The sequence below is a fragment of the Verrucosispora sp. TAA-831 genome, assembly GCF_050780145.1.
GTDB lineage: Bacteria > Actinomycetota > Actinomycetes > Mycobacteriales > Micromonosporaceae > Micromonospora.
In genome coordinates this window covers 89,603-109,170 of the sequence record NZ_CP192240.1, presented here as the reverse complement: position 1 = coordinate 109,170, position 19,568 = coordinate 89,603, and the positions used below count along the sequence as shown (strand labels likewise).

Annotated in this window: 9 protein-coding genes and 4 pseudogenes; 5 read left to right on the top strand and 8 right to left on the bottom strand. The window is 66.2% G+C overall.

Annotated features, from left to right (window positions below):
- Positions 1-141: 141 nt before the first annotated feature.
- Positions 142-699, top strand: coding sequence for a TetR/AcrR family transcriptional regulator (locus ACQVFL_RS00510; protein ID WP_431728306.1), 558 nt, complete (start codon positions 142-144; stop codon positions 697-699).
- Here the strand turns inward: ACQVFL_RS00510 and ACQVFL_RS00505 are convergent.
- Positions 606-1,328: pseudogene (locus tag ACQVFL_RS00505) on the bottom strand (IS256 family transposase); the annotation flags it as partial. The gene ACQVFL_RS00510 and the pseudogene ACQVFL_RS00505 overlap by 94 nt on opposite strands.
- 380 nt (positions 1,329-1,708) lie before the next feature.
- Here ACQVFL_RS00505 and ACQVFL_RS00500 point away from each other — a divergent pair.
- Positions 1,709-2,266, top strand: a complete 558-nt coding sequence (locus ACQVFL_RS00500; protein WP_431728305.1) for a restriction endonuclease — start codon at positions 1,709-1,711, stop codon at positions 2,264-2,266.
- Between the two features lies 1 nt (position 2,267).
- On the opposite strand, the gene ACQVFL_RS00495 is transcribed toward ACQVFL_RS00500, so the two are convergent.
- Positions 2,268-7,574, bottom strand: a complete 5,307-nt coding sequence (locus tag ACQVFL_RS00495; RefSeq protein WP_431728304.1) for a CHAT domain-containing protein — start codon at positions 7,572-7,574, stop codon at positions 2,268-2,270.
- Positions 7,575-7,768: 194 nt separating this feature from the next.
- Here ACQVFL_RS00495 and ACQVFL_RS00490 point away from each other — a divergent pair.
- Positions 7,769-7,936: pseudogene (locus tag ACQVFL_RS00490) on the top strand (RNA polymerase sigma factor); the annotation flags it as partial.
- 86 nt (positions 7,937-8,022) lie between these two features.
- Here the strand turns inward: ACQVFL_RS00490 and ACQVFL_RS00485 are convergent.
- Positions 8,023-11,412, bottom strand: coding sequence for a hypothetical protein (locus ACQVFL_RS00485; protein ID WP_431728303.1), 3,390 nt, complete (start codon positions 11,410-11,412; stop codon positions 8,023-8,025).
- Between the two features lie 27 nt (positions 11,413-11,439).
- Between ACQVFL_RS00485 and ACQVFL_RS00480 the strand changes: the two are divergent.
- Positions 11,440-11,592 (top strand): annotated as a pseudogene (locus tag ACQVFL_RS00480) (IS110 family transposase); the annotation flags it as partial.
- 101 nt (positions 11,593-11,693) lie between these two features.
- Here the strand turns inward: ACQVFL_RS00480 and ACQVFL_RS00475 are convergent.
- Positions 11,694-11,837 (bottom strand): annotated as a pseudogene (locus ACQVFL_RS00475) (transposase); the annotation flags it as partial.
- Between the two features lie 1,165 nt (positions 11,838-13,002).
- Here ACQVFL_RS00475 and ACQVFL_RS00470 point away from each other — a divergent pair.
- The gene (locus ACQVFL_RS00470) at positions 13,003-14,250 is read left to right on the top strand and encodes an MFS transporter (RefSeq protein ID WP_431728302.1); all 1,248 of its coding nucleotides are present in this window, start codon (positions 13,003-13,005) and stop codon (positions 14,248-14,250) included.
- A 727-nt stretch (positions 14,251-14,977) separates the two neighbouring features.
- Here ACQVFL_RS00470 and ACQVFL_RS00465 read toward each other — a convergent pair.
- From ACQVFL_RS00465 to ACQVFL_RS00450, 4 genes are all read right to left on the bottom strand, one after another.
- Positions 14,978-16,207, bottom strand: a complete 1,230-nt coding sequence (locus ACQVFL_RS00465; RefSeq protein ID WP_431728301.1) for an ATP-grasp domain-containing protein — start codon at positions 16,205-16,207, stop codon at positions 14,978-14,980.
- Between the two features lie 81 nt (positions 16,208-16,288).
- Positions 16,289-17,800, bottom strand: a complete 1,512-nt coding sequence (locus ACQVFL_RS00460; protein ID WP_431728300.1) for an asparagine synthetase B family protein — start codon at positions 17,798-17,800, stop codon at positions 16,289-16,291.
- 157 nt (positions 17,801-17,957) lie between these two features.
- Complete coding sequence (locus tag ACQVFL_RS00455) at positions 17,958-18,407, bottom strand: RidA family protein (RefSeq protein WP_431728299.1); 450 nt, start codon at positions 18,405-18,407, stop codon at positions 17,958-17,960.
- A gap of 93 nt (positions 18,408-18,500) precedes the next feature.
- Positions 18,501-19,553, bottom strand: coding sequence for a class I SAM-dependent methyltransferase (locus ACQVFL_RS00450; RefSeq protein WP_431728298.1), 1,053 nt, complete (start codon positions 19,551-19,553; stop codon positions 18,501-18,503).
- Between the last annotated feature and the right edge of the window lie 15 nt (positions 19,554-19,568).

Genomic DNA, 19,568 nt, shown 5'->3' with positions numbered 1-19,568 from the left:
CGCTGGCCACGATCCCGCCATGGGTCCGGGCCGCTGGTCGGCAACCGGTCCATACCACAAAAGCGCTCAACGGCCATCGTCCTCGGCCGAGGGGCCGGCACGGCCGCGCCCGGATAATGTACCGGTACGTGGGAGGTTGCGATGAAGGCCGAAACGACACGACTACGGGCCGACGCCCAGCGCAACCGCGACCACATCGTGGCCGTGGCCCGGGTCGTGTTCGCCGAGATCGGTCCGGGCGCGCCGATGGACGAACTCGCCCGACGGGCAGGGGTCGGCGTCGGCACGCTGTACCGCCGTTTCCCTGACCGGGGGTCGCTGCTGCGGGCCGTTGCCCTGGAGAGTCTCTCGATGATCCTGGCCGACGCCCAGGCCGCGATCGACGAGGAGCCGACCGCGTGGGATGCCCTCACGCGGATCGTCCGTCGGGCTGTCGACCTGCGGTTCAGCACGCAAATGACCATGATGGACGAGCACACCAGGCAGGCATTCACCGAGGCGCCCGACTTCCGGCAGACCCGCGCCGCAGTGATCGACGTGGTCGAGCACCTGGTCGAGCGGGCCCAGGCCGAGGGTTCGATGCGGCCGGACGTCGGCGCGGGTGACGTGAGCCAGAACTTCGCGCCCTCACCGCCGTCACCGGCCCAGAGTCCGAGGATGTCCCGGTTGCCGTCGACCGTGACGGCCAGGGCCACGTAGATGGGCCGGTTCGCGACCTTCCCGTCGCGGATCTTGACGTGCACCGCGTCGAGGAAGATCACCGGGTAGACCGGATCGAGTGGCCGGTTCTGCCACTCGGCCATCCCGTCGACGACCTTGTTGGTGATCGTGGAGATCGTCTGCCGGGACACGTCCGCGCCATACACCTCGGACAGGTGGGCCTGAATCTCCCCGGTGGTCAATCCCTTGGCCGACAGGGAGATCACCATGTCCTCGACCCCGGACAACCGGCGCTGACGCTTACGCACGATCTGCGGCTCGAACGTGCCGTCGCGATCGCGGGGCACCTCGATCTGCACCCGACCGACCTCCGTCAGCACCGTCTTGCCTCGCACCCCGTTGCGGGAGTTCTGACCGTTGTTCCCGGCCGGGTCGCCCTTGTCATAGCCCAGGTGATCGGTGATCTCACCGTCCAAAGCAGCTTCCAGGACCCGCTTGGTCAACTGCTGCAGCAGCCCGCCCTCGCCGGTGAGCTGCAGACCCGCCGCACGAGCCTGTTCCACCACCTGCGCGACGAGCTGATCGTCGACCCCGTCTCCCACCGGCCGCGCCGGTCCACGCTTCGCCACCTGGCCAGTATCAGCCTCGGTGAACACGACATCCGTCATCAGGTGCTGCTCCTTGATCAGGAGTTACACCGTTCGTTTTACAATCCCGATCGGAAGGTTAGGGGTTCGAGTCCCTTCGGGCGCACAAGATCATGAGGGGTTTGACCCGCCGATACGGCGGTCGCGCCCGTCTTGCTGTCCGCCCTGCGTGGACGGTGGGTGTCACGTGGGTGCGATGTGGGCGCCACACCCGAAGGTGATTTCTTTTCGCGCTTTGCGGTCGTGGCCTGCGGCTTCGACGCCCGTCCCTAAAGCGCTGGGGATCGGAGCACGTGTTTTCGGTCGGCGGCTGGGTCGGTTCTTCCGAGCCTTGTTCTTGATCTTTTTCCGGGTGCGGCGGGCTTCGGCCAGGTCGTAACCACGCGCGGTAACGTGGCGGGGTGGTACAGGACGAGCGGGTGGTGGGGCGGTATCCGTATCCGGGGATCACGCCGGGTGAGTTCGAGGAGTTCGTTGCCGGGGAACTGTTGGGGGCCGCAATGTCCCAGGTTGACGGGCTGGTGGTGAGTACTCATGAGAAGGTCGCCGGGGTGGACGGGATCTACGAGTTTGACGCGACCGCGCGGTACCGGTTCGCCGGGATGGAGTTCGTGGTGGTGGTCGAAGCGAAGTTGCACCGGAACCCGATCAAGCGGGAGTTGGTGCAGGTGTTGCGGCAGAAGGTGCTGAGCGTGGGTGCGCACAAGGGGGTGTTGGTGGCAACCTCGGCGTTCCAGGCGGGGGCCGTCGAGTTCGCCAGGACTCACGGGATCGCGCTCGTCACCGTTGCCGAGGGGCGGTTCGTCTTCACCACTCGGGACACGGGCAAGGCCGCCCGGCCCACCCTCGTGGCCTGCTACCACGGTGGAGTGGGTGCTCGGGGGATGGTGTTGGCCGGCGATGATGAGGACCACCCGGAGTGTGTCGCGGAGTTCCTGTTGGGGCGCTCCAGGGTCTGACTCACGGGCCGACGTGGATGTGGGACGCCCACACCAGCGGGTCGTCGGGGTGGCGGTCGCGTAGGGTGCGGGTAGCGGCGTGCACGGCTGTCGCGATGTCTCCGCCCGCTGCGATCGCCGGGTAGACCAGTTCCGCGAAGTCCACGGCGGGCTGGTCGCCGATCGGCCACAGGGTGCCGATCACGTGCCGGTACCCCGCCAGATGGAACGCCGATGCCAGGTGGAGCACCTCGTCCGCCAGCCGCCCGCCGGGGCGGGCTGTCGAGCACGCGGACAGGAACGCCAGATCGGCGTCCAGGCGCAGGTGTACAAGGTCCAGCGCGGTGAGTGGGTGGTTGTGGTGGTCGGCCAGTAAAAACAGGCTCTCCGAGGGGTTGGTCAGATCGCTGTTGCCGTGGCAGGCGAAGTGCGCAATCTGCGCCTTTGGCAGGGCCGCGAGGACAGTGTCGCGGGTCGCCGCGGTCCCGCTGACTACGTCAACCGCGCCGGGCAGGTGGGTGCGCACCACCGCTGCCTCCCGCTCTGCGCCGGGCAGCGGCACGTCGTGGCCTGGCGTGCGCGACATCGCCACGACTAGTGCGCGGTCGGCGCGTGGCCTGACGGGGTCGGCACCACGCCGTGAGTGCACCAGCGCCCGGAGGGTCGGCGTGGTCGAGCACACCACCCGGTCCACCACGGTGAGTGACCCCGTGCCGTGGTAACCCGCTGCGTGCAGCGGCAGCAGCGAGAGCATGCCGGACGGGCACCACCACAACCGTTCGGCGCCATTCAGGTGGTCGAGCACCGGGCCGGCTACCGCGTCCCAGATCCACTCCAGCGTGCGTATCACCCGGTCGCGCCCGGCGGCCCTGGTCCGGGCCGTCCCGGACCGGGTGTCCTCGACCGCTTGGAGAAAGTCCAGCACCTCCTCCATGACGACCCGGGGCGTGAGCGCGGGCAGCGGAACGGGCGTCACCTCGGCTGCAGCGGACAGGATCAGCGCGTACGATCCGAAGTCGGACACCACGACGACCACGGCGTGCCCCTCGGCAGGCGCGAGGTCGCGCACGGTCGGCGGGCGCAGAAACGTGTCGAAACCGGGCAGCGTCCGGATATTCGCGAGCAGCTGGTCGTACCGCGCGGCCAGCCCGCGTCGCGTCGCGACGTCCGTGTCGGGGTCCTCGAACAACGCGCACAGCTCGGTGAACATCGTCGTGAACGCGGGTTGGCGCTCGGCGAGCGCGGTGAGGTCCGTCCGGCTGTCCAGCGCGTGCCCGAGCAGCAGCCCGCGCCCTTGCTCGAACAGCTCAACCGCCCGCGTCGGCAACCCCGCGCGCACACAGCACGCGGCGGCGTCCGCACCGAGCCCCGCCATACCGTCGATCAACGCCTCGCGGTCGTGCCAGGTAAGGGATCGGGACACGGCCCGCCCCACCAGGTCGACCGCCGTCCCGTACGCCTCGGCGGCCTCCGCCCACCGCCCGTCGGACGCCGCCAACCCGGCCCACTCCGCGGCCGCTGCGGCGCGGACGCGCGGTACACCCACATCGGTCGACGCCGCCTCCCGGACCGCCGCGAGCACGGCCTCCAGGTCCGTACCGGTCACGGCGTTGCGTCGGCGCAACACCCGGCCGAGGGAGAGCAGGTGGAGCGGCCGGTCGGAGTGGTCGACGGGGAGTTCTGCCAAGGACTTGCGGGCGCCGTCGACCGCCTCGTCGAGGGTTTCCTGTCGTCCGGTCCGGTCGTGCAGGTCCAGCAATGCCTGCGTGAGGTTCAGCAACGCGGGCGCGCGTCGCGGATCGCCGGGAGCCAGCGCCTTCACGGCAGCCCGGCACACCTCCAGCGCTTCGTCGAGATCGGCGGGGGCATCGCCGACGCTGAACCGGGTTAGGAGGATCGCCCCGAGGTTCGACAGACGCAGCGCGCGACTGGTGTGGTCCGGCGAGGTCGCCTTGACGGCCTGCCGACCGGTGTCGATCGCCTCGTCCAGGTCGGCGCGGTCCTGCCGGCAGTCGAACCGGGTGTAGAGCGCGGATGAGAGGTTGGCCAGCACCATCCCGCGTTCGTAGCTCACGGCGGACATGGCCGACACGGACCGGCGCAGCGCGTCGATCGCCTCGTCCAGGTCGACCTGACCGCTCGTGCGGCGGAACCGGGCCAACAGCGCGCCGCCGAGGTTGCCCAGGTAGATGCCAAGGAGCGGGGTGCCCTTGAGCGCGGCCCCAACGGCGGCACGCCCGGCCTCGACCGCCTCGTCGACGTGCTCGATGCGGTCGGTACGCTCGAACAGCAGGCGGAGGGACATGCAGAGGTTCGACAGGTCGGTGGGCGAGAGCTCGGTGTCCGACGCCATCGCGTCGCGGGTGTACCGGATGGACTCGTCCAAGTCCTCGGGCGCGCCACCGTTCTGGTACCGCTGAGATAGGGCGATCGCCAGCCTGGACCTGCGCCCGGCGAGTTCCGGGTCGCCGGGTGGCGTCGCCTCGATCGCGGCCCGCCCCGCTGCGATGGACGCGCTCAGGTCCTCAGATCGTCCGGAATGGACGGAACGGTCCCGGAGGAGGTTACACAGGCCCTCCAGGTGCTCGGCCGGTGACTCACCCGCGTCGAGCGCGTCCTGCCGCACTCGCACGGCCCGGTCGAGGTCCGCCAGGTCACCGGTGCGGATGAAACGGTTCCACAGCAAGTCGGACAGTTCGCCCGGATCGGACGCCGCGTCGATCCGGGCGCTCAACCCGGCCTCGTGATCGAGGAAGTTCGCCAGGGTGCGTCGCGTGGTGTCGAGGTTGGTCTTCAACGCCTCGATGTCGGGATGGTCTGGCCACCCGTCGACCGTCGCCTGGCAGGCCACGACGGCATTCTCCAGGTCCTGCCGACTGCCCAGCCGCTCAGCCCGGGTCAGCAGGGTGATTCCCAGGTTGGACAGGCACGTCGCCTGGATCGGAGCTTCCGGCGGGGCGTCCTCGACGGCGGCCTGGCACTCCTCGACCGCCTCGTCTAGGTCGTCCTGGTCGCCGTCGCGGTCGAACTTCGTCATCAGTGCGGTACCAAGGTTCGTGCGCAGGTGCGGGAGTTCGGCGTGCCCGTTTCCGGCGTGGTCGATCGCCCGGCGGAGCAGGCGGACAGCCCGGTCCAGGGCGCCCGGATCGGTGTCGGCGTCGCGATACTGGACAAGGCCGAGCTTGCCGAGCGTCGCGGCGCTGTCCGGTGCGGCGGGCGGGTACTTGTCGAACTGCTCGGCGATCAACGTCGGGACGTGCGCCCGACCGCCCATCCGGTACAGCGGCGCGAGCAGGTCGAGCGCGACCATCATCAGCTCCGTGGCGCCCTCGGGCGTGCCATGCGCCTCGACCCTCGACAACAGCAGCAACCCGGCCGTCTGCGTGACCTCCACGTCGTCGAGCGGGTCCGGCACCGAGCACAGCAGGTCGACCAGCTCGTCGAGCACTTCGGGAACGAGCACCTCGTCGGCATCGCGGGTACCACCGAACGCGGTCAGACGCTCGCGCAGGGCGGTGATCAGGTTTGATCGCTCGGTCGCGGAGAACCCGGACCCCATCAGACCGTCGCGGGCCGTCACGAACTCCCGCGCGAGTTCGAGCGCCACAGCGTGCGCGACCTCACCGATGCCGCCCGCGAGTCGCACGAGTTCGGCGCGGTCTATGCCGCGCACCCTTGGCGCGGCCCAGCTCACGGTCCGCTCCAGGATCCACAGCTCCATCACGCGGTCGTCCTCAACCACCGCGGCGACCGCTTCCTCGCGGTCGCCGAGGACCTGCTCGACGATGCCCGGTGTGGTCAGCGCCATCGCCCGGATCAAGGCGGTTCGGGCTTCGGCCAGCAGGGCATGCTCGCGGGTCACCTCAAACGCGCGGCACAGTACGAACCCCAGGTGCGTCATGCGCCGGGCCAGGTCGACGTCGTCCTCGGCGTCGACCCCGACCGCCTCCCAAGCAGTGTCGAGGACCTCACGCAGCACGTGCGGGTCCTTGTTATGCCCCGTCAGCTGGTGCAACGCAATAGACAGCGAGTACAGGAGGTCGCCGCGCAACGGCTCGTCGTCGGCCAATTCGGCAAGGACCATCCGGCAGGTCGCGATCCCCTCGCGAAGAATGTCCTCGTCCCCGGTCCGGTCGGCCAGGTCCACGAGCGCGTCGGCGAGCACCGCGACCTCACCGAGCCCGGCCTCCGTGACGGCCTCGTCCGCCATCACCTCGACGGCGTCCTGCACAAGGGAGGGGTCTTCGGTCCACCGGTAGAGCACGCGCAGGGTGTTCGCGGCGTTCATGAGCCGGGAGTGCAGGGAAGCGTTTGTGTCCGGCGTCGCGCCCAGGACCCGCGCGTGCGCTGCCAACGACTCGTCCAGCAGCGCGGCTTCCTTGGTGCGCAGAAACAGTTCCCTGAGGAAGACGGCCTGGTTGGCGACAGTCGGGAGCAGATCCGGGTCGGCTGCGATCGCGGCCCGGCCGACGTCGACCGACTCGCGCAACGCCTCGCCGTCGTTCAGGTACTCGTACCGGGCTTCCAGAGATGCAGCCAGGTTCGTCAACGCGAGCCCACGCTCCTCGTCGTTCTCGGCGGCGTCGACGGCGGCTCGCGCGGTCGCGATCGAATCGTTGATCACCGCCTCGTCCCCGGTACGCATGAACTCGACCCGGAGCGTGCCGCTGAGGTTCGCGAGGCGGGCCGCCCCGCCCTCGGTAGGAGATGCCACGCCGGTGCCCGACTCGGCGAGGGTCCGGGCCACGTCGGCCGCCTCGCGCGCCGCCTCCAGGTCGCCGGTCGCGCTGGCGAGTTCGACAAGGGCCGCGTGCAGACTACGCAGGCACCGGGCGTTCCTCGCCCGGTCGGCGACACCGACGGCCGCGCGGTAAACCCGGACGGCCGCCTCCAGCGCCTCCACATCGCCGTGCTCCTCGTACCACTCGTACAGCGCACCGCCCTGCTCGGTGTAGGCGTCCGGGTCGTCGCTGTGCCCGAACACAGAGTCGTCCGACTCGGTGATCTCCGGCGTGTGGTCGAACAACTGGCGCACCTGGTCCGGCAACGAGTCGGGTGCGACCCGGTACACCTCGCCCAAGAACAGCAGGGCGTCCTCCAGGTCCTCCGCTCCCTGCCGCGCGCGGAACCGGAGCAAGTGGAGCCGCCCGATCACCGTCAGCGCGACTACGTCGACAGGCAGGTCGGGCGTCGACGCAGGTCCGGACACCCGCAGCTGGAGCAGGTTCGCCTCCTCCAGCGCGTCCTCGGCCAGGACTGCGGCGTAATCACCCGTCCGGCGCGCCTCCTCGAACCGCGCCAGGATCGCCTCGACCAACTGTTCCCGCACCCGGACCTCCGTTCACCACCGCTTCCGCGGCACCTTACCGAGTGTCGGCGCCCCATTGTCGAAACTGTAGATTCCTGTAGGGTGCCAAACCAGAGCCATTCGCCAGTCACCGATAAGCGATGGTGACGCGCTGATGATCTTTGCAAGGCTCGAAAGCCGTGCGAGCGTCGGTCTATGCTCCCCATTGGCCTTAGAGGCTGTCTCCCGAGCAGCAGGAGTGCATCGTGCTCCGCTTTCTGCAGGGCTTCTCGGTCGCCGAGGCAGCTCGTGCGATGGGGAAGAGCGAGGGCGCGCTCAGAGCGCTGCAACATGGGGCTGTCCGCGCACTGGCCAGCCTTCTGCCAGACCGCTTCCAGTCCTAGGCCACCCCGACAGAGGCGGGGCAAGAGCGGCGCCGAGGCGGCGGCCGTGCCGAGGGCTGGCGAAGGGCGGTGATGCCCGGTGTGTGTCATTGGCGCATGTTGACCCGGATGCCTCCCAGCTTCGATGGGCGGTACGAGCTGACCCTGTGACGGTGCTGTAGTTCCTTGAGCAGTTCGTCGGTCCCGGGCAGTTCCACCAACCTGGGACGACGACGGCCGAGCGTGGTGAGGATCTCGTAGTCGCCGCCGAGCGCCCGAAGAATCCGGTCCAACGCCGGTTGCCCGATGCCGATGAGGTGAGGTTTCAGCAGACTCAGGATGTGCTCGGAGGGCGCTCCGGCTTCGCTGAGTGTGACCAGTAGCTCCACGGTGACTGGGCTGCCCGTGGCGGCCCATTCGCAGATGGCGATGGCGCTGGAGGTGGACAGATAGCCGGGTTCGCGCTCCGGGTTCTCGGCGATCGCCCGCTTGACGTCCGTCCCCACGCGAGGACTCCGGAAGATTCTCGGCAGGTCGTCGCCTGGAAGTGGAAGTTCGCACACGTAGGTCGCGAGCAGTTTCGACTTCGCGAAGTACTCCTCGCGGACATCGAACGAACTATCTACCAAGCGCGCATACGTCTCCGGGCTGTCGGGCACCAGGTCGGCCTCCAGTAGCGCCGGCAGCAGCGTGAGCCCGCCGCCGGTCACGTGGTCCGGATTCAACGCGCCGGGAAGCTGGAGCTGCTTCACCAGCCGGACCCGCGCCACCGGGGCCAGGTTCTCCGCATGGACCAGCGCGTACCCGAGGTCGTATCTAGATGTCTCCGGGACCTCGCCGACGTCGGTGAGGTCGTGTCTGCTCAGGATCTTCGCCAGGTCCTCGCTGACGCCGAGCTTGGCGACGTACTGGTTGACGTTGCAGACGGTCGGCGCGAGTCTGCTCGCCGCCACCACCGCAGTCCACGCCGAGGCGTCGAGTTGCTCCAGGTCGGTCACCTCGCACCCCGACGACGCGCCCTCCGCCACCGGCAGCACCGCCGACTCGGAGGCGCTGACGACGTCGTTCAGCACCGAGACGAACGCCTCCGAGGCCTCGACGGTTACTTCGTCTTCCTCGCGGGCGTGGAGGTAGCTGTCCAGGTTGTCGAGGACGTGCTGGTAGACGGTTGTGTTGGTGGCCTTCACCACGTCGAGGGCCAGCAGGGTGTTCTCACCGAGTGCCGCCAGCAGGTTCGCCCTGGTGACCGGGTACAGGCTGGCCGCCACCACCGCTTCGCGCTGTGCGTCCCCGAGCACCGTCAGGTCGCTGACCTGGGCGCCGATACGAGAAGCCAGCGCTGCCACGTCAGCTGCCTTCGAGGTCTCCACCGTGCCGGTGAACGCCCGCATCTCGGCGTAATGCTCCGCTAGGAACTCTGCCACCTGGCCCGAGGAGTCGTAGTCGACCTCGCGATCCGCGCTTTGAACAGCGGCGTCGACGAGCGCGACGGCCGCCGCGATGTCGATCGGTGTGTTCTCGACCAGATGGACGAAGGCACCCTTCCAGCGAGGAGCCAGTCGGCTTACGAAGACGTCTCGGAACGTGCCGTCCGCGAGGTACGCGTCGAGGAACGAGGCGTCGGTTCCGGCGCGCATGACGAGCTTGTCGAGTGCAGCGTCGAGCTGCTCAGGGTGCGTGGGCAGGTAGTGGTCGAAGACCTCGATGTTGAAGACGCTCTCACCTTCGAGGAAACGGGTGCCCATCTCCGCCTCGACCATGTCGATGGAGGCAGGCTCGTCGAAGCGGAAGCGGTGGTCTTCACGGTCGGGCTGGACGCAGTGGAGGATGAAGTTCATCGCGCTGACGCTGAGGGCGATGCCGTGGTAGGCAGAGCAGTAGAGAGTGAAGTTCTCGTCGATGTAGCCCTTCGCGAGAAGATCGTGGGCCAAGGGCGACACGAGGCCGGCGACGATGGCGTCAAGATTGTGGCAGGCGTCGCCGCCGCTGGGCATGACCAGGTCCTGACGGGCCATGAGCTGCGCCATCGTGGCCTTCGCCACGAAATCCTTGGTGTTCAAAGCAGCCAGCGAGTCACGCTGGAGGCCTGCAACATCGGCCTCGACGGCGTTATCCAACGCAGCCGCATCATCCCCAACCAGCGTGATCACATCTTCAAAAGACAGGGAGATGCCCTGATATCCGGGTGGGGCGAAATACACTCGATCCCGGTTTTTGTACAGCGACCTCCACAAATCGGCGGACCCAAGCTCCGAGAGCGCGTATTGCTGCGACTGATGTTGGAGGACCGAACCATAATTTACGTGCCCCGCCGTCCGATAAACGACGGGCAGCACCTTCTGGAGCCGCTCGCCGGCCGCCTTCGCGCGCTTGTCCCAGAGGGCGTTCGACGCGACCTTGTCCAGTGCCTCCTTGCTGGCCGCTGCCTGGCGCACCGTCTGATGCGTGACCATGTCGCGGAAAGCCCGGTAGGCCGCGTCGATCTTGCTCTCGCCAAGTCGGATGGCCTCGAAGTCCTCCAGATGGAGGTTCTTATAGACCATCATCGCGAACAGCCGGTCCGCGGTGAGGCCCTGGAGGCCCTTCTTCCTCAGGATCGAGACGCGGTAGATCTCGAACTCGTTGCGGATGTTGTGGATCAGGCGCATGTCGGTCAGATGCCCACCGACCAGGTTCACCAGCGGGGCCGACGGCCGTTCGTCCGATCCGGTGAACTCCTCCGCCAACAGGTCGCGTGACGATTGGTGCGTGAGGAACGGCACCATCGGAACGACCAGGTCGAAGAACTTCGTCCTGTTTGCCGACGGGGCGGTCTCCCGAGCTGACGCGCCCCGAGCCGTCGCACCGGCGTCGGGGGTCTCGTCACCGCCGGGGGTGGCGTCGACGTTGAGTTGTTCGAAGATGCTGTCGCGGACCGCGTACACGAACTGGACCGGCCGTGATTTGATCTGCTCGGAGTTGTTTAGGACCGTGTTCAGCTCGCGCAGCGTCTCGAAGATGTGCGGGTCCCGGAACCGGTCCAGGTCCTCGAAGATGGCGACCTGGGTCTTCGTCCGTTGGAAGAAGTAGACGATCTCGTCGAGGTACTCATCGAAGTACGAGTTCTCCTTGGCACTGAGCGTGACGGCTGCTCCGCCTGCGGAGACGCTCTCCACCCGCACCCGGCTTCGTAGACCACGCCAACCCCAGAAACAGATCACGCCGACGAGCACGCCGAGCCCGCCGACGATGGCCCACGGCACCCAGCCACGGCCATCGACCAGGGCCTGAGGTGCCACCGTCTCGACGCGATCCACGAGGCCGGACAGGACCGCGATCACGAAGAACACCACCCCGGCCAGGGCGCTCCCGAAGGCCACCGGCCAGAACCTGAACGAGTCGATGCGGAAGTACCTCGACCCCGGCATGTCCGGGGGCGCCTTCCGGTAGAGCAGCTGCTTGACGATCTCCTTCTGAATGAGGTTCGTCAGTGGGGAGCCCGACACCTCGGTCCACAAGGAGCAAATTCAGGACATACGGCTGCCAGCAGGGCATATTACGACCGCAAGAGAGCCGAGGGCAAACGCCACAACGCTGCCCTCATCTGCCTGGCCCGCCGCCGCTGCGACTTCTTGTTCGCCATGCTCCGCGACAAGATCCCCTACCAACCCCGCCCAGCCACGCCGACCGCGGCTTGACCAAACCCATAGGGACACCCCCCAATGGTCGACCTCTCCCCACCCGCCCTGGTCGCCTGGCTGGCCTCCACCATCCAGCGCTACCTCCGCGACCCGACGCCGCCGCCACGGTTCAGCCGTCGTCGGCTGGTCTTGCCCGAGGACATCTCGATCGGGCTGACGCCACAGAGCGCCGCGAAGGCGGCTTCGCTGCCAAGCCGGTGTGGGTTGTCGCCAGCGGCGACGAGCAGGACGGCGGCGCTGTCCGGGCCGACACCGTAATGATCGAGCAGCACCGGCGCGCAAGACTTGATCATGGAGGTGATCCGGGAGACGAGCTCGGCTATCTCCGCGGCCAGGTGCTGAATCCGACGCGCGAGAGTACGCAGGGCATACAAGACGGCGTTGTCATCACCTGCGGTCCGGCTGTCGAGTTCGGCGCAGCGTTCGATCAGTGAGTGCCTTCGTCGATAGACCGGTCAGCGGCTGACGCACGGCGGGCTCGGCAGTGACCAGCTGAGGTTCCCCCGATAGTTCGGAGGCGATCGCGGCGGGCAACTCACCATTCCTGTTGATCGCGAACTCGCGGAAGGGCAGCCGGCGAAGATCACCCTGTCGGGTCCGATGAGAGCAGTGCCTGGCTGGCGCGTCTGTGCGGTCGCTGACCGACCACGGCATAGCCGAGATTCGGCCACTCTCATCTGAATGAGCGCGGCCAGCATCGACAGCCGAACCTGGACCACAAGGATGTGACGCACATCACGAGACTGTAGGTCTGAATCAGTGCCGACTGAGGCCCTCCTCTCACTGAGAGTCCTCATTGAGGACCCCGGTGTGGCACTGGAGCGGACCGGGACCTCCGCCTCTAGCTTCCGTAGGGAGCGGCGGCCATTGCGCTGCATCGGCCTCTGAGCATTGCTGGGTGCCACGTACAGGCGGCTGGCCGATTCACCGAGAAGACCCTACCGTCGTCTGCATGCCAAAGCTGTTACTACCGGCCACGTGCCCGGTGCGCGACCTTTGTCGAGTGTCACGACGATGGGGGCTCCGGGCGTATGCGTGAGCGGCTACTGACCTGAGGGCCTGCTTTGAATCTGGACCCTATTTTCATTTCCTCTGCCCTGCATGCACCTTGCCTCGGAAGTCAATAGAGAACGTACGGGCGGCACCTCCCGGGGAGGGGTGTTCGCGATGCCGACCGTAGTCCAGTGAGACGCCCCTCAATCAGCTGCATCCGGCGATCTTCGCAGTAACGCTCGACGCGTTACCGGAGAAATCCTGGTTGGTCAGCAGCGAAATCCGGCCGCACACACCCCTCGATACTGAATGATCGTCGCGTAGGGCGAGTCCTTACATTTCTCCGTTCGTACCATGTTAGCGAATGACACAGGAATCATTCGTCTTAGCTGCTCACCCTGGAAGGCATGGGTCATGTTGAATGTGAAGCCCTACCGGGACACACTCGCGCTTCCGGGGTTACGACCCCTGCTGCTGGTCGCGATCCTCGCCCGGGTCCCGGTGGCGGCCACGGCGGTGGCGATGACGCTGTACGTACTCGATCTGGGTCACGGATTCTTCGCCGCCGGGCTGGTAGGGGCCGCGATGACGGTCGGTTCGGCGCTCGGCGCACCGCTACTCGGCCGGCTGGTCGACCGGCGGGGCCTACGGCCGATGCTGCTGCTGACCACTGCGGTCTCGGCGCTGTTCTGGGGCACGGCGCCGGTTCTGCCCTACCCGGTGCTTCTCGGCGCCGCGCTCGTCGGTGGGTTACTCACCCTCCCGGTATTCTCCGTGGTCCGCCAGTCGATCGCCGCGCTGGTCCCGCCGACCCGACGGCGTCAGGCGTACGCGCTGGACTCCATGTCGGTCGAACTCAGCTTCATGATCGGACCAGCGGCGGCGGTGGCCCTCTCCACCAGTGTCTCGCCCACCCTGACCTTGTACGCCGTCGGCGGCGGCATAGTGCTGGCCGGACTCACCCTGCTGGTGCTCAATCCGCCGACCCGAGCCCAAGACGAGGTGACGACGCCGGCGCAGCCGCTGCCCCGCAAGGAGTGGCTGACCCCACGGTTGATCGGGCTGCTCGCCGGTGGTGCGGCCGGCACGCTGGTGATCGCCGGCACCGAAGTAGCGGTGGTGGCAGTGCTGCGTGACGCCGGTCAGGTTGAATGGACCGGCGTGGTCCTGGCACTCTGGGCCTCATACTCGCTGGTCGGCGGCTTCACCTACGGCACGCTATCTCGCCCGGTGCCATCGCTGATCCTTGCCCTACTACTCGGAATGGTCACCATTCCGGTCGGTCTGGGCAGCGGCGAATGGTGGCTCCTGGCCCTCGTGCTGCTGCCGTCCGGGGCGCTCACCGCGCCGACCATCGCCGCTACTGCCGACGCGGTGAGCCGGCTGGCACCGGCGAGCGTACGGGGTGAGGCGATGGGCCTACACGGCTCGGCGATGGTGGTGGGAGTGGCCCTCGGCACCCCGCTGGCCGGGGCGGCAATCGATGCCTCCGCGCCAGCCTGGGGCTTCGCCGCGACGGGCCTGCTCGGCGCGCTGATCGCACTAGCGATGCTACCGGCCGAGTTGCGTCACCGGCGGTCCGACGATGCCCAAGTCATCCTCAATGACACCGCCAGCCCCCCGCACGATCCCGCCTCTACTCGAGCATCGGTCCAGGGATGACGACTGGCTCGGACGGCCGACCGCGTCGGACTGCCTCCCTTGGGGCGTCGCAAACGAGTATGAACACGTCCTTGACGCTCCAGGTGCGCAGGCCGGTGAGCACGCTCATCAAGAAGTCGCGCCCTTCACTGCCGGAGGCCCATAGGCCGAGGACGTTCTCTCCCCGTCGGGGGTGACCGATCGCGGCGAAGATTACGTCGGGAGGTCGGTGGGACCAATAGGCCATCTCCTCGATCACCTTCTTCGGGGCCCGGGAGTTTGCCTCCTTGCTGACCGAGGCATATGGATCTCCGCGAAGTGTGCCGAGATCTCCCCGTGGTCAACCTTTCGCATACGGCGACCACACCACCTCTCCGGTTCCGAAACAGGCGCCACTGCCGTCGACGGAGATCTGCGGCTCGAGGACCTGGCGCCGGCTTGGTCGCGCGGCACGTCGATCTGCATCGGCCAGGTTGCGTCGGTCAGCACGGTCTTCGACCAGCCCTCGTTCTGTCCGCCTATGACTGTCGCGCCGTCACCGCCGCACAAGCGAGAAGGGGACGCCGGATCTGACGATGGCCTCATTCCTCACCCTCGACGAGGCCCGACGTCTCCTGGCACACCTGATCACCACCACCCGCCCCTTCGACCACCTCGATCGATGGTCACGATCACGACGACACCAGTACCGCGCTAGAACAGCCCGCTACCAGCGAAGACTCCGAATCCACCAGATGCGGCTGGAGTACTAGGCAACCAAGAGTCGCATTATGCCGTGCACAGCCTCCGCGTCGCGGGACAACTGCTCACGGTCCTCGTGTACGAGGCGGATCAACCCCCAGCAGCCGTCCAGGTCTCGGGTGACCGGCCAGTGGACGCCCTGCGGAGCGATCATCCTCTCGCCGTCGTACGAGAGGAGTTCCCTGACCTCGTCGAGCCCGGCATAGCCCTGGACCACACCAGGCTCGTCGTTGATCAGGCAGCAGATGTTGTAGTGGCGCTCAAAGTGATAGTCCCCGGAGGTGCGGCGTCCATCGACGAAGATCCTGATGTTCTCCTGGAAGACGTTGAGGCCTGAGCACCTCTGGATCATCAACGGAACGCTGGCACCCGGAAGGCGGTTGTTGACCTCAACGACCCGCGGGCCACGTGACGTCATCTTGAACTCAGTGTCGTTGATGCCGTAACGCACTCCGAGCGCGTCGTTGACCGACCGCACGTAAGGCAGAGCCGCTAGGGCTATCGGATCGTCTAACGGAAGTGAAAACATGTTCTTATAGATGCTCGCGTTTCCATTTCGCTGGATCTTTTCGTACTTGGCGAAGGCGACCGGCATGGCCTCGCCGCCGCCGGTATGCGCTAGATCCATGAAATACTCGTCGCCGTCAAGGTATTCTTCGGCCAGCACCGTCGAAAACTGCTGGTGGTAGGGGTCTGCCCGACTCACAATCACGTTGAAGGCATCGACGACCTCCTGCCGGTTCGCACACACGAAGACGTGAACGCCTCCGACCGAGGCATTTGGCTTGAGGACCACCGGATAGCCGCGCCCGTCAGCCCAGGAGATGACGGACTCCAGATCGCCTGACTCGTGGAACGCAGCACACGGGACCTCGTGCCGTGTCCAGTACTCCTTCATCACGCGCTTGTTCCTTCGTGCCTCCAGACTCTCGGTCGGATTGCCAATGAGCCCCAGCGACTCAGCCAACACGTCTACGATCTTGAGAGACGGCGGAGCTCCCGGCACAACCGCGACGACACTGCGGCTTTTCAGAAAGGCCACCGTCTCGTCAATACAGGAGTGTTGGTAGACCTCGCTGAAGTCCGCCGGATCGAACGTCTGCGTCACGTACGGGGTGCGGTATTCCTGCGTCAGGACACAGATCACTCTGAAGCCGATGGCGGCGCCTTCCCGGCCGTAAGGTCCGGCCGCTGCAACCGGATCTATGACCGCGATCGCGGGGTCCAGGTATGACATCTGAGAACTCCTCCAAGAAGACACTGTGCACAGCTTCGACGCATCCCAGCTACAGGGCCCGGCCACTGACGCAACGGCCTACTAGGAAATGAATTCGAAGTAACCGTTCGGTGCGTAGTCGTCCACGGGCCGCTTGAACCGTTCGGTCGGCGGCGGGAAGCCCGCCTTCAGGAAGATGTCGAGAAAATAGGCACCTTCCGTGCTGGTGATGCCGAGCCCGCGAGCGACCCGGTCGTCCACGTCAACATGCTGACGGGCGTGATCGATGACGACGTTCTTGATGCCACTGCCGTCTGGCATGCGGATCTTGGGCCGGTCAACGATGTAGGCGGGCAGCCGGTCGCGCATAGCCTCCCGAAGAACCCACTTCTCGACGCCATCACGGATCTTCAGATCCATCGGCAGAGAATAGGCGAACTCGAGAAGATGGCGGTCCAGGAACGGCACACGCGCCTCGACCGAGTTCAACATGCTCGACCGGTCCACCCGTTGCAGATCGGTGCGGTGGAGGTTCCCCACCCGGTACTTCATCAATCCGACCGGATCCGCATGCGTCTTGAACAGGTCATACCCGGCCAACACCTCGTCAGCTCCGTCCCCACAGATCGCGACCTTGATCCCGCGTCTCCTGACGGCCTGATAGACAAGGAACTGCGTGCAGGCGTCGATAATGTCGACGACCTCGAACAACTCAGCTCCGTGAACTATCCGGGGAATGATGTCGATGAGATCCGAGGGTTTCAAGTAGACAATGTGTTGCTTGACACCGAAGTCTTCGCAGTAGCGTCTCGCGACCTCCACGTCCGCGGCTCCCTCGAAGCCGACAGTGAAGGCGGTGACGTCGTGGTGGTACCTCCGCGCCGCTTGCAGGACCGCCGCGCTGTCGATGCCGCCGCTGAACGGTACGGCAAGCGGAAGGTCAGTGTCGACCTGCTTACGAACCGCAGCCTCGAAGAGCTCCCGGTACCGGCGGGAAGCCGCAGAGCTCGTGGTCGATACCTGCTGCTCGTCCAGCTCGAAGTAGCGAACCTCTTCGCCGTTCTGGACATAAGTCCCGGGTGGAACCGGGCGAATGAGCGCAGGATGATCGAGCAGACATTTCTGCTCCGACGCGAACCGATAGACCCCGTCCTGAAGCTGATAGTACAGAGGTTTGATGCCGACGTGGTCCCGCACCGCGAGGAACGATCCGTCCCTGCTGTCGCAGATGACGAACGCGAACATGCCGTTCAGTTTCCGCAGGAACGGAATTCCCCACTCGAGGTAGGAGCGAAGTACCACCTCGGTGTCGGAGTCCGTGCGAAAGGTGTGGCCGAGCTGCTCCAGCTCCTGTCGGATGTCTCGGAAGCCGTACAATTCGCCGCTGAACACCAGCCAGACCTGTCCCGCCTCGTCGGACAAAGGCTGGGCCGCATGCGTGCGGTCGACGATGGCCAACCGGTTAGTCCCCATCGAGAAGCCAGCTCCGGAACCCCGCTCCCCGAAATGATCTGCGTCCCCACGATGCCGGATCATCTCCAACATACGGGTCAGCTCGTTGTCCCGAGCCGTGGCACGGTCATCGTTCTGCGGCACCAACTCGCGATCGACCACGACGGCGATCCCACACACCTTGTTACCTCTCATTCGCAAGCTCGAGATCGGGCGCCAGCTCCGGCACACCGACCGGCATTTGCTCCGGATCACCCACCGGGCAGCCTCGCGGCAGGTCCGAGGGGTCGCTACAGATATCGTTTCCGGTACCGCGACGCTAGCTGGTACTCGAGCTCGTGATATCGCTCGACTGGACGAGAACTGCGGTCGCAGTGATCTCGACGAGGAGGTCCGGTCGGAGAAGCGGCGCCTGAACTGTGGTGTTCACGGGCGTGATGTCCCCGAAGTACTTCTGGAACATTCGTGCGTAGTCGTCAAAGTAGCTGAGGTCCGTCAGGTGCGTCACAGTACTGACGACGTGGTGCAGTTCTCCTCCCAACTGGCGGAGCGTGGCCTGGATCTTCCTGATGACGTAGTCGGTTTGCGCACCCACATCCTCGGCGCACGCTTTTCCATTCGCGTCGATAGCGGTGGTGCCGGCGACGAATATCTGGTTGCCGACGCGGATGCCCCGTGAGTAGCCCATCTGTGGCTCATATCGCGATGGGCTGAAGACCAGCTGCTTGCCGTCTTTCCTGATGGGGCTCGAAATCTCAGGCTCAGTCATCACGGCCTCCCGGTTCGACGATCTGGGGAAGTTGTTGTTGTTCCGTACGCAGCCGACAGCGCAAGAACCGGAGGGCTGCGAGGTCGCTCGAGATCAATCCTTACGTCCGACCCCAACAAGGGCGGTGCGGGGAAACTCGCCAACCCAGCCGTCTGCTGTCTCGAACACGGACAAGGTCCCGCTGTCACGCACGGGCGAGGACACGATCGAGCCGAACTGCTCCAGACCATATGACCCGTACTGTATGCACTTGGCCACTTGGTCCTCGACCCAGTCCACGGCAGAGCCGGCGTCCTGCTCGTCGCAGGTCAGGCCGTAGGAATCTGAGAGATAGTTCAGTATGCCCAGTCGCGCGTCGTGAGCGTTGCGTGCATGCACGACGATCGGGTCGTAGATCGGCTTGACCGCGATGTCCGCAAATCCGGCCGCCGCCATCCCCGCCTCCAGTTCGGCGCGGCTGAAGTGCGTGTACTTGTGTCCGTTCGGCGAATAGGTGTCTACCACGGTTTCGAACCAGTTCGCAGTCGGTGCGCCGATCTCGAAGTCATGGACGACCAGACGCCCGCCTGGCCGGAGTACGCGGAAGGCGTCCGCGTAGGAGGCAATTCGCTGATGTACAGGTATGTGGTGGGATCCGTAGGCGAAGAGCACGCCCCCGAACGTCTCGTCGCGGCACAGGAGGAACTGCGCAGCGAGTCGAACCGCCGGGAGCTCGTACGCCAGAGCTTGTCGGATCATCTGCCCCGATAGATCGCCGGTCAGAATCCACTGGCGAGGGCTGGACCAGTTCGGCAGCTGACTCGCCGCCCGGGCGACGGTTCCGTCACCACCGAGGACGTCCAGCAGAAGGTAATCCGGCGGCAGCCCGGCGGCACTCGACTCGCCGGACGCCAGCTCCAGAAGCTGCGCGACTCCAACCGCCTTCACCATGCTCTGCTGGTGAGCCTGCCGGTAGGAGTCTCCGCGGCCGGTGCTGTCGGACTCGAACTCGTTTGGCTCCGCGAACATAGGCCCCAGCACTTCGTTTCGTCCCGGACGACTCAGCCAAAGCGTCGATGCCATGTGCGGAAAGCGGGCCCGAAAGCTCCGCTCGAAGTCACTGATCGACATCCCAGGCAGGTACTGTGCGGCAAGATCGAAGGTCACTGCAGGCTCCCTATG

Coding starts and splice junctions, on each gene's coding strand:
- ACQVFL_RS00455 (WP_431728299.1), bottom strand. CDS start 18,407: ATGACTGAGCCTGAGATTTCGAGCCCCATCAGGAAAGACGGCAAGCAG.
- ACQVFL_RS00510 (WP_431728306.1), top strand. CDS start 142: ATGAAGGCCGAAACGACACGACTACGGGCCGACGCCCAGCGCAACCGC.
- ACQVFL_RS00465 (WP_431728301.1), bottom strand. CDS start 16,207: ATGTCATACCTGGACCCCGCGATCGCGGTCATAGATCCGGTTGCAGCG.
- ACQVFL_RS00470 (WP_431728302.1), top strand. CDS start 13,003: ATGTTGAATGTGAAGCCCTACCGGGACACACTCGCGCTTCCGGGGTTA.